We start from the raw sequence: 14651 nt of genomic DNA on the forward strand, positions 1-14651 counted from the left end.
CTGCTCACGCCAGCATCGCGCGGCGCGGCCCCTCGACCGCCGCCGTCCGCAGAACGAGGGCTGTATCGAGCCCCGGTGTGATCGTCAGCAAAGCCGCGGCAATGGAAAAGCTCAGCAATGCAGTTGCAACGTCCATGGCTACTCTCCGATCTCGTCCAGGAAATCTGACAGAAGCCCCTAACCTTCGGGCCAAACACCGAGATTCGACGCCTCATTCAAATGGCCCCTTGGCCGAAGCGACTGCGATCTTCTTTGCCGCACCGCTGCTGATCGTGATCTTCGCGGGCATGTTCCTGGGCGAAGACGTGCGTTTGTTCCGGCTGTCGATGGTCGGCCTAGGGCTTGCAGGCGTGATGGTCGTCATGTCTCCGCAGCTGACCGACATGGGCACCGCGTCGGGCCCGCTGCGCGCTCTTGGGGCGGTGGTGGCGCTTGGAAGCGCCCTCATGTCGGCGCTTGCGCATATCTTCATCAGGAAGCTGTCGCAGACCGAGCCGACAACGGCGATCGTGTTCTGGTTCATCATCACGTCGGCACTGCTCAGCCTGCTGATAATTCCCTATGGCTGGGTTCTGCCGGCCCCGGTGACCCTCGCCCTGCTGATCGGGATCGGTGTGATCGGCGGACTGGGGCAGATCTGCTTGACCGCCGCCTATAGCCATGCGGATGCGTCCGAGGTGGCGCCGTTCGAATACAGCTCTATGATCTTCACGACCGCCATCGGGTGGAGCTTTTTCGGCGAGATCCCGAGCCGCACCGTTCTAAGCAGTGCGGCTCGGGATCCTGGCCGGCGTGCTGATCATCTGGAGCGAGCGCAAGCTGAACGCGATGCGCAAGACGACTGCGGGCGCCTCGGAGACCGGTAAATGACACGCTAAAGCGAAGCTCCGCCGCAGATGACAAGCGTCTGCCCGGTAATGCTGGCCGCCGCATCCGACAGAAGAAATGCCGCCGTGCCAGCGACCTCTTCGGGCAGAACGAAGCGCCCGATGGGGGGATAGGCCGGTCCGACGCCCTGGCGCGCAGGATCGCGCAGCATTGGTGTGTCCGTCGCAGCGGGGGCCACGATGTTCACCGTGATCCCCTTGGGCGCCAGCTCGGCCGCAATCGAGCGGGCGAGGCCCGTGACGGCAGCCTTGGAGGCGGCGTAGAGCGCCTTGCCCTTCGCCCCGGTCGCGACGCGGCTGCCGATCAGGACGATCCGCCCGTTTTGGGGCATTCGGGGCGCAAAATGCTGGATCAGCTGCGCCGCGCAGTCGACGTGCAGCCGCCACATCTGGGAACCCTCGGCACGTGACATCGAAGCGTGATCGCCCACTCGCAACACGCCTGCGGCATGGATCAGCGCATCAGGTGCAGGCAGATCCGGCAGAGCAGCGGCAACGGCGTCCTCGTCCAGCAGATCGACGGGCCGATGGGTAAAGGCCGACCCCAAAGTCGCTTCCGGTGCCCGGCGACTAAGACCCGTCACTTTCCGGCCATCGGCCAGAAGGCGGTTGCAGATGGCCAGCCCGATGCCCGAGCTGGCGCCGGTGACGATGGCGTGGCGCGGCTCAGGCATGGCGCTTCGCCTGCGCGAGGTTGCGAGCATAGGATAGGGCGCTCAGCATGTTCACATGGTTTGCTTTGCCGGTTCCGGCGATGTCGAAGGCCGTGCCGTGGTCGACCGAGGCGCGATCAATCGGCAGGCCAAGCGAGACATTCACCGCCGTATCGAAGGCCACGAGCTTGATCGGGATGTGGCCCTGATCATGATACTGCGCGACGACCAGATCGAACGCTCCCTGGTAGGCGCGGTGATATACCGTATCGGCCGAGATCGGACCTTGGACATCAATCCCCTCGGCCTGCGCTGCCGCGACGGCGGGGGCGACCTGCGCGTCATCCTCGGTGCCGAAAAGGCCGGATTCTCCGCAATGTGGGTTGATTCCCGCCACGGCGATGCGTGGAGCTTCTATGCCCATGCGCTTCAGGTGGGAATGGCCTGTTCGGATCGTCTCCAAGATGCGCTCGGGCGTGGCGCGGGTGATTGCGTCCTTCAGTGCCACATGGGTCGAGACGTGGATCACATTCAAACGTTCCGACGCCAACAGCATCCAACTGCCACGACTTTCGGTCAAATGAGCCAGCAAACCCGTATGGCCATCGTAATGGTGACCGGCAGCGTTCAGAGCCTCCTTGTTGATGGGGGCTGTGACGATACATGAGACCTCGCCTGCCTGCGCCATCTCGACGGCGGTACGGATATACTGGAAGGACGCCTCGCCGCAGGAGGGGGACAATACGCCGAAGCGGTCGGGCAGGCCCTCAACGGGGACATGGCGCAGGCGCAGGCCCCCGGGGCCGTCGCCCAGTTCCAGCGCCAGGCCGAGCGCATCACGGGCGCGCTCCAGCACGGCCCTATCGCCGATCACGATCAGTCCGGCGCGCTGGTCGGCAGGCAGGTCGGCTGCCGCCCGAAGGGTGACTTCGGCGCCGACGCCCGAAGGGTCGCCCATAGTGATGGCGATTAAGGGATTGGTCATGGAAACCTCCGGTCAGACGGTTGCGGCAAGGTCATGCCGATCAAGAATGTCGCGGATTGCGGCATCCTGCGCGGCATCCGGCATCAGTGCGGGCTGTCGCGAGGCACCCACGCCCGGATCGGTCAGATAGAGTGCGCGCTTGGCGACGGCGGGCGGATAACCCAAGGCATAAAGGTCGGTCCGCAGCGCGCCGAAACGCGCCTGCGCGGCTTCGGCGGCCTCCATGTCGCCCGCGTTGAAAGCGCGCACGATCCCCGCCAAAAGATGCGGGGCAACATTGCCAAGCCCGGAGATCGCGCCCGCCGCGCCGTTCTTCAGTGCCCATAACACAAGGTGATCGGGACCGGACCAAACGCCGAAGCCTTCGACTTGGCGCGAGACCTCAAGATACTCCTCAAGCGTCTTCTGGCTGCCGCCGCTATCCTTGATGCCGCAGATGTTGCCGTGCCGGGCCAATATCAGCGCGGTGTCGGGTTCAATATGGTTCTGGGTCCGCGCAGGGATGTCATAAAGATAGACGGGCACATCTACCGCATCGGCCACCATCTCGAAATGGCGACGCAGCCCCTCTTGCGTGCAGGCGATGAAATACGGGGTGATGACCGACACGCAATCGACCCCCAGATCGGCAGCGGCGCGGGCCAGCCGGACCGTTTCGAAGGTCGAGGGGGCGCCGACATTCACCATGACGCGTGCGCGGCCTGCGGCCTCAGCAAGCACGGCCTCGATCAGGGACAGCTTCTCGTCGAACAAAAGTGCGGTGAAATCGCCGTTCGTACCGGCGCAAAGGATGTCGTTGCCAGCTTCGACTTGGCGGCGGACCTGTGCGCGGGACTGATCGAGGTTCAGCGTCTCGTCGTCGTTGAAGCAGGTAACCGTGGCCACATAAGCGCGGCGGGGTTCGGCGGAGGTCATGGCAGATCCTTCAGTATCAATAGGCCGCGCGATAAAGCGCAAGAATGTCCTCACGGCTCAGGTCGCGGGGGTTCCAGTCCAACAGGCGACGAATAGCATGGGCTTCAGCCGCCATCTCGGGCAGGTCATCCTCGGGGACGCCATGGTCGCGCAGGCGCATCTGCAGGCCAAGCCCGGCGCAGAAATCATGCGCAGCCTGAAGTAGCGGGCGGCCCTGTTCCAGATCCAGCGCGGCCGCGACCAGCGCGGTCTTGTCGGGACAGGCCCCCTGATTGGCCGCCAGGACATGCGGGAAGATCAGCGCATTGGCCAGCCCGTGCGGCAGGTGGTGGCGCGTCCCGAGCGGATAGGCCACCGCATGTCCGGCGGTCGTGTTCACCGGTCCCAGACAGACCCCGCCATAGAACGAGGCCAGAAGCAGTGCCGCCCGCGCCTCGAGATCGTCGCCGTCGGCCAGCGCGCGAGGCAGGAACCGGCCAATCAGCCGGATGCCTTCCAGCGCATAATGATCGATGATCGGATGAGCGCGGCGACTGGTGAAAGCCTCAACACAATGGGCCAGTGCGTCGACGCCGGTCGCGGCTGTCACTGGACCGGGCAGCGATACCGTCAGGCCGGGGTCGAGGATCACCATATCGGCCAGCATGTGAAGGCTTTCGGTGGCAATCTTGCGCAATGTTCCGGGTTCGGTGATCAGCGCGCGCGTGCCGGCCTCGCTGCCGGTGCCGGCGGTTGTGGGGATCTGCATTAGCGCCGCGCGCCGCGGCCCGGCGCGACCCGGCCCCGAGATGTCGTCGAATGTCGTCACAGGATCTTGCAGGACAGCCACCAGCTTGGCCACGTCCATGGCGCTGCCGCCGCCAAAACCGATGACCACATCCGGCCGTGCCGCGCGCGCCGCCGTCACCGCCTGATTGAGGTCGGAGAGGTCGGGCTCGGGCCGGACCGACACGCAGGCCGCGCCGTCCAAGCCGAGGGCATTCAGTCGGGTCGCATTGAAAGCATCGGCAATGACGACGGGCCGCGTCAGGCCGCGATCGCGCAGCCAGGATGCGGCCCGCACCGCCTGACCCGCGCCGTTCCGCACGCAGCCGGGCTGCAGGATTTCCAGGGGTTGGTCGAGCATGGCATCCTCCCTTGATGGCAAAAACGAGGTATCACATATTTACAAGTTGTCAAATAAAGAAAAGCGGAAAATCCATTCTAACCTCAGAATAATCCTTACTTTCCTGTATTGACCCGCGACCAGAGCCTGATACTTGCTCGCTTCATATAATCAATTGACAAGTTGCGACCGCCCCGCCATCTTCGCCCCGTTCCGTGAGGAGAGCGGAACGTCCGTCGGCCCCCGCGAATGGGGTCACGCAAAACCGGCGCTCCGGCGCCAAGGGAGGACCAGATGAGACATATTCGGACTTTCGCCACCGCCACGACCCTAGCCGTACTGCCCTTGGCCGCGTTTGCCGCGCCGGTCGACCTGCGCCTGATCACCATGGAGCCGGGCGGCTCATGGTATTCCTACGGCTCGACCTTTAGCGAGATCATTCAGGGCTCCGAAGGCGAGAACGAGCTGAACGTCGAGGTGCTGCCGCGCGGGGGCGGGATGACGAACCCTGTCGCCGTCAGTCAGGGCGCCGCCGATCTGGGCTTCGTCTCGGCCAGTGCAGCGGTCTGGGCGCGCGACGGCATCGGTGAGGAGTTCGAGGGCCGCGAGGCGAACAACGCCCGCGCGATCGTCGGCGGTCTGCAACTCGCCTACACCACCATCGCCGCGCGGCGCGACTATGTCAAAAAAAGCGGTCTGACCACCTTTGACGAGATGGTCGCCTCGGACAATCCGCCCCGCTTCGTGCTGAAACCCGCAGGTTCGCAGGTGCCGATCCTCGCAAACTACATGTTCGAAGCCTTGGGCAGTAGCCTCGAGGACATGCGAGGCCGCGGCGCGATCACCCAGATCAGTACGGCCCAGATCGCACAGATGCTGCGTGACGGAACTGCCGACGTCTATATCGAGAACGCCCCGGTCGGTCAGGCCACCATGTCCGAGGTGACGCTGACCACCCCCATGGTTTTCGTGCCCGCCAGCGATACCGTGCTGGACCACATGTCCGAACTGGGCGCTCCTGCTGCGAACATGCCCGAAGGCAGCTATCCGGGGCAGGAGGGCGTCTATCGCACCTCGATGACGCCCACGATCCTCATTGCCAATGCCGATATGGACGAGGAGGTCGCCTATCAGCTGACCCGCGCCCTGGTCGAACAGCGCGAGAAGATCGCCGAGGCCTTTCCGGCGCTGGCCGGATGGGACCCCGAGAAGGGCGCTCAGCCAGATCAGGCCGTGATCGAGCTGCATCCGGGTGCGGCCCGTTATTATCGGGAGCGCGGCTGGATCGAGTGATCGCCGCAGGCCGCCGCCCTTAATCGGGCGACGGCACATCCATATCCGGGGAGGAGGCCCGCGATGCACAAAATCTCAAATTTCGACACATGGTGGCGCGCTTTGCAGGCCGTGCTGTCGGTCGTCTATGTCGCCTTCTTGGTGGCCCAGTTCTTTTATCCAGCCTCGCCCCTTGCGGCAGCGAGCTTTCATGTCTTCATGGCGACCGCGCTGGTCTTTGCCTGGACGCCGCTGGCGTGGGAAGGTCGCGCCAGGTACGCGGCCCGCATCATCGACATCGCGGGCGTTGCGCTGTCACTGATGGTCGTCGCGCTATATGCGGGCGAGATATTCCGGCTCGAGCGGCGGTTCGAGATGATTGACCCAGTCCTACCGGTCGACATCCTTTTGCATGTGCTTGGTCTTGCGCTGATCTTCGAGGCGGTGCGCCGTTCGGTCGGCTGGTCCTTGCTGGCAGTTGTGCTGATTTTCCTGGCCTACGCCTATCTGGGACCATGGTTCCCCGGTCTGATGCAGTTTCCGGGTTTCTCCCTGCCGACCCAAGCAGAACTGATCGGCATGAAGACTGACGGCATCTTCGGAGTGACAGCCAGCGCGGCCATCAACTTCGTCTTCTATTTCGTGCTGTTCGGATCGGTCTTCACGATCACCGGCGGCGGTCAACTTTTCATCGATCTTGCGATGCGCGCCACTGCGCGGCTGAAGGGCGGGGCGGCGAAGATGTCGCTGGTGGGTTCGGCACTGTTCGGGATGGTATCGGGTTCGGCTATTGCCAACACCACTTCGACCGGCGTGCTCACGATCCCGATCATGACTCGTTCGGGATATTCGAAAGAACAGGCCGCCGCGACCGAGGCCATCGCCTCGACCGGCGGGCAACTGATGCCGCCGATCATGGGGGTCGCGGCCTTCGTGATGGCCGACATGCTGGGCATTCCCTACATCACCATCGCCGCCGCGGCCCTGATCCCGGCCGCCGCCTTCTACTTCGCGCTCTATATCATCGTGGACCTGCGGGCGCGCAAATCGGGCGTCGGCGATGTCGCGCCGGAACTGCTGGAGATACCGCCGGTGATCCCGCGCCTGCACCTGCTGGCCGCGCCGGTGGCGATGATCGCGACGCTGATCGCAGGCTATTCGGCCCCCTATGCGGCGCTGGTCGGCACGGCCATCGCACTGGTGGCGCCGGTCCTGCGCAGATCGACCCGCTATAACCTGTCCCAGCTGTTCGAGACGGTGCTGGACACCGCCCGCCAGATGGCCTGGATCTCGGCCCCTCTGGCTGCGGTGGGGGTCGTCATGGTGGTTGCCACGCAATCGAACCTGGCACTCAAATTCGTCCGTCTGCTGTCGGACATGGGCACGGACAACCTCTATCTGTCGCTGCTGCTGGCGATCTTCGGCTGCATCATCATGGGGATGGGCCTGCCCACCGTCGCGGCCTACATCATCGGATCGCTGGTCTTCGTGCCGGCACTGATGGATCTGGGCGTCGACAGGCTGGCTGCGAACCTTTTCGTTCTGTATTACTGCGTGCTGTCCATGGTGACGCCGCCGGTTGCGCTCTGCTCCTATGCCGCGGCGGGGATCGCGAAATCGGATGCGAACCGGACCGGGCTTGTGGCCTTCGGTTATTCGCTGGTGATTTTCCTCGTGCCGTTCGGCTTCATCAAAGACCCGGCCGTGCTGTGGCAGGGCAGCGCGTTCCAGATCGCGACCGGCGCCGCAGGCATGCTGCTGGCGACCTTCTGCTGGGCCGTCTTCCTGATCGGCTGGCTACGCGGCAACCTGTCCCTCCCCGAACGCGGCGGGTTCGCGCTGGCCAGTCTTGCTCTGGTCGTCACGCCGACACTGACTGCGGGCTGGGTGATCTCGGTCACGCTGACCTGCCTGCTACTTGTGTGGCGCTTTGCGCTGCGTCCCCGCCTCGTCACCGCCTGAAGGAGGCCGAAATGACCGAAGTCATGGCTGACACCGCCTTTCCCGCAACCGACCTGCCGACGCCGCGCGTCCAGAATCACGCATCCTTCCTGCACGAACTGCCCGACGGCACGATCCTCTGCGCTTGGTTCGGCGGCACGATTGAGGGCAAGTCCGACATCTCGATCCTGATGTCGCGCTTCGACGGCAGGAACTGGAGCAATCCGGTCCAGCTTTCCGACGACCCGGCCCGCTCGGAACAGAACCCGGTCCTGTTCACCGCACCCGACGGGCGGCTGTGGCTGATCTATACTGCCCAGCCCGGTGGGCGGCAGAACGAGGCCGAAGTGCGGTTCCGCATTTCGGACGATGGCGGGCAGAGCTGGACCGAGCCGTGTGCGCTGTGGTCGCAAAAGGGAATCTTCGTGCGCCAGCCGGTCATCGTCGCCGATGACGGGGCTTGGCTACTGCCGGGGTTCCGCTGCCGCGTCGAGGAGGGTGTGGCTTGGACCGGAGAGAACGATGACAGCGTCGTCATGGTCTCGCATGATGAGGGGGTCAGCTGGAAGGTTTATGAAGTGCCGGGTAGCCTCGGCTGCGTGCACATGAACATCGTGCCGCTGGCGGATGGCGGCATGGCGGCCTTCTATCGCAGCCGTTGGGCCGATCATATCTGGCGCTCGCACTCTGCCGATGGCGTCCGGTGGAGCGCTCCCGAGCCTGCGGGCCTACCCAACAACAACTCGTCGATCCAGGCGGTGCGGCTGGACGACGGGCGTATCGCGATGGTCTATAACCACTCCAGCCGCGAGGATGCCGAGGGACGTCGCGTCTCGCTCTATGACGAGATCGAGGAGGACGGGGCCGCGCCCGCAGCCCGGCCCGGTCGCGCCTTCTGGGGCGCGCCCCGTGCGCCGCTGTCGCTGGCGCTGTCCGCCGATGGCGGGCAGAGCTGGCCGGACCGGATCGATCTGGCCTTCAGCGACGGCTATTGCTTGTCGAACAACTCGGCCGATCAGGTGAACCGCGAGCTATCCTACCCATCGATCCTGCAGGATCGGAACGGCCGTGTGCATGTGACTTGGACCCATTTTCGCCAGTCGATCCGACACATGATCGTCCCGCTGGACGAGCAACACGGATGACCCCGCCGCGGCTGCTGATCGTCGCCGATGACCTCACGGGAGCCTTGGACAGCGCAGGCGAAGCTGCCAGCCTCGGCATCGGCACCCGCGTCTTCCTGTCACCGGCCGCGCTGGCGGCGGCAAGGGAATGCACTCTTCCCCCGGTCGTCGCTGTCACTACCGGCAGCCGGGATGGGACCGCGGCAGCAGCCGCTGCGGCGATGCATAACGTTTGCGCGTGCCTGTCATGGCTGAGACCAGAGCGGGTCATGAAGAAGGTTGATTCCAGGCTCAAGGGGCATGTTGCGGTCGAATGCGCGATTCTGGCCGACGCTTTGCATCGGAGGCAAATCATCGCCGCGCCGGCTTTGCCGGACATGGGCCGGGTGCAACGGCATGGCCGGCTGACCGGTGCGGGGATCGAAACTCCTCTAGACATCGCAGCGCGGTTCTCGGGCCTTTCCCCCCATGTGCCCGACATTACCGACGCCGCACAGATGAAAGAAGCGGCAGAACTTGATGGCCTGCCCGTGGGCGCCCGGTCGTTGGCTGCGGCATTGGTTGCCCAGCTATGGCCCGACGCGACACGTCAAGGGACACCGCCTCTGCCCGGCCCGGCCGTTCTTGCGATCGGCTCGCGCGATCCCATTACGCTCGCGCAGGTGGAGCGCCTCGACCTGCCGCTGTACCTGGCCCCAGATGGCCGACTTCCGCTTGATCCACCGCGGGCCCCTTGCGTGATGCAGATGGTTTCTGGCGGCATGGACCGCTCTGCGGCAGAAGCAGGGGCCGATTTTGCGGAAGGGCTGACCAAGATGATCATGCGGGACCCGGTAGGCACGCTGATCGCGTGCGGCGGGGAAACGGCCGCAGCCATCCTTGCCCGGCTCGGCGTCGATCAAGCGGAGGTCTTTGGCTTGGCCCTGCCGGGGATTGCCGTCGTCCGAGCTGCGCTGCCCGGATCACGCGTTTTGACGATCGTGACGAAGTCGGGGGGATTTGGCGCGGCTGACATGCTGGCGCAACTCGTCAATCTGGTCGATAATCGACCGACGCCCACCGAAGTCAGAAAATATAGGACCAGAGAGTGAAAGCCACTCGGCAGAAATCACGGCCTTCCTTCGCCGATCATGTCTACAACACGCTCTATGGACGGATCAGCAACGGAGATTATCCGCCGGATGAGAAGCTGCCTTCCGAGACGACGCTGGCGGCCGAGATCGGCGTGTCCCGCCCCGTTCTGCGGGACGCGCTCGAGCGGCTGCGTGCCGAGGGGCTGATCGTGTCGCGGCAAGGAGCCGGCAACTTCGTCCGCGCGCATCAGTCACGGACCCTGGGCTACGGCCGGATCGAGACGATCGCCGACATCCAGCGCTGCTACGAATTTCGCCTGACGATCGAGCCGCAAGCCGCGCGCTTCGCGGCCGAACGGCGCAATGACGAGGCGCTGGCGAACTTGTCGAACGCACTGGACCTGATGCGGGCGGCGACCGGCTCGATGCTGCACCGTGAGGATGCGGACTTCACTTTCCACATCGCCGTCGCTCACGCCGCAAACAACACCTTCTTCGAGGCGACCCTGCGAGCGCTGCACGAGCAAATCTCGGCAGGGATGAAAATGCACGGACAGTCGCTCTTGCGTGAGGGTGGGGCGGGCCTGGAGCGGGTGCTGCACGAACATCAAAGCATATTCGATGCTATCCTGGCGTCAGACGGCGAGGTCGCCGCCAACCGCATGACGGCACATGTCCGCCACTCTCAGGAACGGCTTTTCGGAGGCGCGAGCATTGATTTGAGAATGCCGGTGAAGAAATAATACGCCCACTTAACCTTCTTCCCATGCTGTTTTGGGAAAGGAGGACCCCGCCATGGATGGAACACCGAAAGCGACGAAACCCAAGACTCGTGACGCGAAGACCAAGATCGCGCAAAACCGCATGAGCGTTCTGGAACTGGCGAAAGAACTCGGCAACGTGGCCGAGGCCTGTCGCCAGCGCGGCATGGACCGCACCAGCTTCTACGAGTGGAAACGTCGGTTTTGGGTTTGAGGGACCGTGGCGCCGGTGGCGCCGCGTAAGCCCGAGAACGGGCTTCGAGGGGCTCAAGGACCTGCCGCCGATCCACAAGACCCACCCTCAAACGACCCCGCCCGAGACGGTCGAGCGGATCAAGGCGCTGGCGCTCGAACATCCGGCCTATGGCTGCAACCGCTTCGAGGCGATGCTGGCGCTCGAGGGCGTGCGGGTCTCCTCGATCACCATCCAGAAGATCCTGAACGATCGCCAGCGTGGCGCCACCGGTTCGAGCCCGCTGGCGACGGCCTGGGCACGCGCTACGACCGCTGGCTGGCGCTCGAGGACGCCCATGCGGGCCAGACCATCGAGATCACTGCCGAACAGGCCGCCTTCCTCGAGAAGCAGAACCCGTGCTTCCGGGAACGACACGTGGAATCAGGCACTCCCGGCGAGCTGCTCTCGGCCGACACGTTCTTCGTCGGCATGCTGAAGGGGATCGGCAAGGTCTATCTGCACGCGGTCGTCGACACCTTCGGCAGCTACGCCTTCGGCTTCCTGCACGTTTCCAAGCAGCCCGAGGCGGCGGTCGCGGTCCTGCACAACGACGTCCTGCCCTTCTACCGCGCCCTGGACCTGCCGGTGAAAGCGGTGCTGACCGAGCGAGCCATTGAAGGCGCCATTGGTTCGAGCCCAATGGCGAGCGGCCGCGAATTCTGCGGCACCGAGCGTCACCCCTACGAGCTCTATCTCGACCTCAACGCAATAGAGCATCGCCGCACCAAGGTCCGCACGCCGAAGACCAACGGCTTCGTCGAGCGGTTCAATGGCACGGTGCTGGAGGAGTTCTTCCGCGTGAAGATGCGCGAGACCTTCTACGAGACTGTCGCGGCCCTCCAGGCCGATCTCAACGCCTGGCTCGTCCACTACAACACCGAGCGCCCGCATCTGGGTTACCGAAACATGGGGCGACGTCCCATCGAAACCGTCATGTCATTCGTTAGTCAAGAAGGTTAAGTGGACAGATCGTTTCGCAGCCCTCCCCCCCTGTCAAACCCGAGGATGGCCCATGGGCGCCCATTTCTTCGTCGTGACGAGCGGCCCCGGTGCGGGCAAGACCAGCCTGATCACCGAGATTGTGCATCGCTCAGCCAGTAAAGATTGCTCATCGGTCAGGTCTCCTTGCGGAGCCTGAATCATGCCAAATGCCTGAAATCAATGGGTCTGGAGCCTAGAGACTGGCATTGACGGCCCGGGCGGCCTCTGTCGCTACCGGTGCGGCATGGCGCACGAATGCATCCCGTGTCCATTCCGAAAGCGACCCGGCGACATGGATCGCGCCAAGCGGCACCCCGTCGCGATCCGCGATGGCGACACCTATGGCAACCTCGCCCTGAACGAACTCGTCGACCACGACTGCATAACCCTCGGATCGGGCCTGGGCGATCAGCGCGAGGATGCTGTCAGGATCATTGACGGTCTTCGAGGTGAACTTGAGCAGCTGCGAACGCATCACGACCGCGCGGGCGGCGTCATCGGACAAGGCCGACAGCACCGCACGCCCCCCGGCGGTGCAAAATGTCGGCACGCTGTGGCCCACGAGGGTCGCATAGAAGGTCTCGCGCTTGCTCTGCATGCGCAGCGCATAGACCAACCGGGTTTCGTCATAGAGGCTGAAATCGACGCGCTCGCGCACCGTCTTGCGCAACTCCAGCAGGACCGGCGTCGCCTTCTGCACCACCGGATCGAGCCGAAGCACGTCGAGCGTGTGATCCAGCAGCCGGATCCCCGGCAGATAGCCCCGGTCGTCGTGGCTGCGCCGCATGTAGCCCAGCGTGACGAGCGTATGGACCATCCGCTGGACCGCCGAGCGATCGAGCTTCGACCGGGCCGCGATCTCCGACAGGCTGAGAGGCCCGCTGGCATGATGAAACGCGCTCAGGACCCGCATCGTCCGGCCGACCGCGCGCACGAAGAGCTTGTCTTCCTCTGCCGCCTCAAAATCAGTCATTTGCGCCGGTTCGGCGCGAAGAATGCTCGCCATTGAAATCACCGGCTTGACGAATCCAAAAACGGGCCACTAGGCTCGCATTACAATACTAACGTATCGACAGACGATACACAAGCCAAGGCCGGCGCCAAGACCGGCGAGGCCTGCCAACAGCGGAGAGACAAGATGCGGGTTGCCCTGGCCGGCTTTCTTCACGAGACCAACACCTTCGCGCCGAGCCCGGCAGATCTTGCGGCCTTTCGGCAGGGAGGCGGATATATCCCCATGTCGAGGGGGGCTGATATGGCGAAGGCAGCGCGTGGCGTGAATCTCGGGATATCGGGGGCGCTTGCCGTCGCCGAAGAGCTTGGCTGGGTCGCCCTGCCCATCCTCTGGACGGCCGCAATCCCCTCGGCCCATGTCACGCGCGAGGCCTTCGAGAGCATCGCCGACGAGATCATTGCGGGCATCGCCGGGGCGGGCGCGCTCGATGGCGTGTTCCTCGACCTGCACGGCGCGATGGTGGCCGAGCATCTGGAGGACGGCGAAGCAGAAATCGCGCGCCGGGTGCGCGATCTGGTCGGGCCGGATGTGCCGGTCGTGGCGGCGCTCGACCTGCATGGCAATATCTCGGCCCCCTTCGTGGACACCCTCGACGCCTGCGTCGGCTTCCGCACCTATCCGCATGTGGACATGGCGGCGACCGGAGCGGCGGCGGCGCGTCTGCTCGACAGGATGATGCGCACCGGCACGCGGCCCGCAAAGGCGTTCCGGCAGATGTCCTATCTGGTGCCGATCCCGTTCCAGACGACCATGATGGCGCCTGCCGATGCGCTTTATGCCGGGCTCGACGCAGAGGATGCCGCGGGCATCTGGTCCGCCTCGCTTTTCATGGGTTTTCCGGCAGCCGACATCCCCGATTGCGGGCCGAGCGCGATTGCCTATGCCGCGACCCAGGCCGAGGCCGACCAGGCCGCAGACCGTATCGCCGCCGCCTACGAGGCGGCAGAAGCGCGCTTCGACAACCGCACCTTCCCGGCCGGGGCCGCCGTCGCCGAGGCGGCGCGGCTGGCGGCACAGGCCACCGGCCCGGTGGTGATCGCCGATACCCAGGACAACCCGGGGGCCGGGGGCGTGTCCGCGACCACCGGGCTCTTGCAGGCGCTGATCGCGGCGGACGCGCAGAACGCCGCCATCGGGCTGATGGTGGACCCGGCCGCGGCGGCGGCGGCCCATGCGGCAGGTCTCGGCGCGACGGCGCGGTTCCGGATCGGCGGCCATCCCGGTCTGCCCGACGACCGGCCCGTCGAGGTCGAGGCCGTGGTTGAAGCGCTTTCCGACGGCGCCCTTCAGGCCACCGGCCCCTATTACGGCGGCACCCGGCTGGATCTGGGGCCCTCGGCCTGCCTGCGCATCGGCGGCGTTCGTGTCGCCGTGACAAGCCATATCGCGCAGATGGCCGATCGCGAGATGTTCCGTTTCGTCGGCATCGTGCCCGAGGAGCAATCCATCCTGGTGGTCAAGAGCTCGACCCATTTCCGGGCCGACTTCGCGCCCATTGCCGCTCATATCCTTGTCGCCTGCGCGCCAGGCCCGATGCCCTTCAACCCTGCCGATCTGCCCTTTACGCGGCTGCGGAAGGGACTGAGACTTTCCCCCAACGGCCCTGCCTTCGACCCGGAAGGCAAAAGCGCTGGGGCGGCTCAAGGCCACGCAGAACCGGCCACCGCCACCGCCCGCCAATAACGCGAAGACCAACAGAGAGGA

At 64.9% G+C, this 14651-nt stretch carries 13 protein-coding genes and 1 pseudogene; 8 read left to right on the forward strand and 6 right to left on the reverse strand.

The annotated features are described in order from the left end of the window. Positions 1–4 precede the first annotated feature (4 nt). Positions 5–136 (reverse strand): hypothetical protein, encoded by a 132-nt coding sequence (locus tag B5V46_RS20690; protein ID WP_255377926.1) that lies wholly within the window; start codon positions 134–136, stop codon positions 5–7. A gap of 91 nt (positions 137–227) precedes the next feature. On the opposite strand from B5V46_RS20690, the gene B5V46_RS14775 reads away from it, so the two are divergent. Beyond that, a complete protein-coding gene (locus B5V46_RS14775; RefSeq protein WP_231119137.1) occupies positions 228–866 on the forward strand; it encodes a DMT family transporter in 639 nt (212 codons plus the stop codon). Between the two features lie 8 nt (positions 867–874). Here the strand turns inward: B5V46_RS14775 and B5V46_RS14780 are convergent, their stop codons facing one another. Genes B5V46_RS14780 through B5V46_RS14795 form a run of 4 tightly spaced genes read right to left on the reverse strand, consistent with a single transcriptional unit; the run spans position 875 to position 4566 of the window. Next, positions 875–1561 carry an SDR family NAD(P)-dependent oxidoreductase gene (locus B5V46_RS14780; protein WP_080617304.1) on the reverse strand — a complete coding sequence of 229 codons (687 nt, stop codon included), beginning with the start codon at positions 1559–1561 and terminating at the stop codon, positions 875–877. Continuing rightward, positions 1554–2525, reverse strand: a complete 972-nt coding sequence (pdxA, locus tag B5V46_RS14785) for a 4-hydroxythreonine-4-phosphate dehydrogenase PdxA (protein WP_080617305.1) — start codon at positions 2523–2525, stop codon at positions 1554–1556. Before pdxA ends, B5V46_RS14780 begins: the two co-directional genes overlap by 8 nt. Before the next feature lie 12 nt (positions 2526–2537). Beyond that, entirely contained in the window at positions 2538–3440 is a 903-nt protein-coding gene (locus tag B5V46_RS14790) for a dihydrodipicolinate synthase family protein (protein WP_080617306.1), read from the reverse strand. 16 nt (positions 3441–3456) lie between these two features. Then, positions 3457–4566, reverse strand: a complete 1110-nt coding sequence (locus B5V46_RS14795) for an iron-containing alcohol dehydrogenase family protein (RefSeq protein WP_080617307.1) — start codon at positions 4564–4566, stop codon at positions 3457–3459. 273 nt (positions 4567–4839) lie between these two features. Between B5V46_RS14795 and B5V46_RS14800 the strand changes: the two genes are divergently transcribed. The 6 genes and pseudogenes from B5V46_RS14800 (at position 4840) to B5V46_RS14825 (ending at position 11911) form a co-directional block, all read left to right on the forward strand. Then, positions 4840–5838, forward strand: coding sequence for a TAXI family TRAP transporter solute-binding subunit (locus B5V46_RS14800; RefSeq protein WP_196774260.1), 999 nt, complete (start codon positions 4840–4842; stop codon positions 5836–5838). 63 nt (positions 5839–5901) lie between these two features. Continuing rightward, entirely contained in the window at positions 5902–7779 is a 1878-nt protein-coding gene (locus B5V46_RS14805) for a TRAP transporter fused permease subunit (protein ID WP_080617309.1), read from the forward strand. 11 nt (positions 7780–7790) lie between these two features. Next, positions 7791–8903, forward strand: a complete 1113-nt coding sequence (locus B5V46_RS14810) for an exo-alpha-sialidase (RefSeq protein WP_080617310.1) — start codon at positions 7791–7793, stop codon at positions 8901–8903. Next, positions 8900–9973 (forward strand): four-carbon acid sugar kinase family protein, encoded by a 1074-nt coding sequence (locus B5V46_RS14815; protein ID WP_080617311.1) that lies wholly within the window; start codon positions 8900–8902, stop codon positions 9971–9973. Before B5V46_RS14810 ends, B5V46_RS14815 begins: the two co-directional genes overlap by 4 nt. Then, positions 9970–10698, forward strand: a complete 729-nt coding sequence (locus B5V46_RS14820; protein WP_080617312.1) for a FadR/GntR family transcriptional regulator — start codon at positions 9970–9972, stop codon at positions 10696–10698. The genes B5V46_RS14815 and B5V46_RS14820 overlap by 4 nt, the downstream gene beginning before the upstream one ends. 52 nt (positions 10699–10750) lie before the next feature. Next, a pseudogene (locus B5V46_RS14825) lies at positions 10751–11911 on the forward strand (integrase core domain-containing protein). A gap of 214 nt (positions 11912–12125) precedes the next feature. On the opposite strand, the gene B5V46_RS14830 reads toward B5V46_RS14825, so the two are convergent. Continuing rightward, positions 12126–12905, reverse strand: a complete 780-nt coding sequence (locus tag B5V46_RS14830; protein WP_231119138.1) for an IclR family transcriptional regulator — start codon at positions 12903–12905, stop codon at positions 12126–12128. Positions 12906–13070: 165 nt separating this feature from the next. Here B5V46_RS14830 and B5V46_RS14835 point away from each other — a divergent pair, with 165 nt between their 5' ends. Then, on the forward strand, positions 13071–14630 hold the full coding sequence (locus B5V46_RS14835) for a M81 family metallopeptidase (protein ID WP_080617314.1): 1560 nt from the start codon (positions 13071–13073) through the stop codon (positions 14628–14630). Positions 14631–14651: the final 21 nt, after the last annotated feature.

The organism is Rhodovulum sp. MB263, assembly GCF_002073975.1.
Lineage (GTDB): Bacteria > Pseudomonadota > Alphaproteobacteria > Rhodobacterales > Rhodobacteraceae > Rhodovulum.

Excerpts from the sequence above, each read along its gene's own strand:
- B5V46_RS20690 (WP_255377926.1), bottom strand. The coding sequence starts at position 136 with ATGGACGTTGCAACTGCATTGCTGAGCTTTTCCATTGCCGCGGCTTTG.
- B5V46_RS14780 (WP_080617304.1), bottom strand. The coding sequence starts at position 1,561 with ATGCCTGAGCCGCGCCACGCCATCGTCACCGGCGCCAGCTCGGGCATC.
- pdxA (WP_080617305.1), bottom strand. The coding sequence starts at position 2,525 with ATGACCAATCCCTTAATCGCCATCACTATGGGCGACCCTTCGGGCGTC.
- B5V46_RS14790 (WP_080617306.1), bottom strand. The coding sequence starts at position 3,440 with ATGACCTCCGCCGAACCCCGCCGCGCTTATGTGGCCACGGTTACCTGC.
- B5V46_RS14795 (WP_080617307.1), bottom strand. The coding sequence starts at position 4,566 with ATGCTCGACCAACCCCTGGAAATCCTGCAGCCCGGCTGCGTGCGGAAC.
- B5V46_RS14800 (WP_196774260.1), top strand. The coding sequence starts at position 4,840 with ATGAGACATATTCGGACTTTCGCCACCGCCACGACCCTAGCCGTACTG.
- B5V46_RS14805 (WP_080617309.1), top strand. The coding sequence starts at position 5,902 with ATGCACAAAATCTCAAATTTCGACACATGGTGGCGCGCTTTGCAGGCC.
- B5V46_RS14810 (WP_080617310.1), top strand. The coding sequence starts at position 7,791 with ATGACCGAAGTCATGGCTGACACCGCCTTTCCCGCAACCGACCTGCCG.
- B5V46_RS14815 (WP_080617311.1), top strand. The coding sequence starts at position 8,900 with ATGACCCCGCCGCGGCTGCTGATCGTCGCCGATGACCTCACGGGAGCC.
- B5V46_RS14830 (WP_231119138.1), bottom strand. The coding sequence starts at position 12,905 with ATGACTGATTTTGAGGCGGCAGAGGAAGACAAGCTCTTCGTGCGCGCG.
- B5V46_RS14835 (WP_080617314.1), top strand. The coding sequence starts at position 13,071 with ATGCGGGTTGCCCTGGCCGGCTTTCTTCACGAGACCAACACCTTCGCG.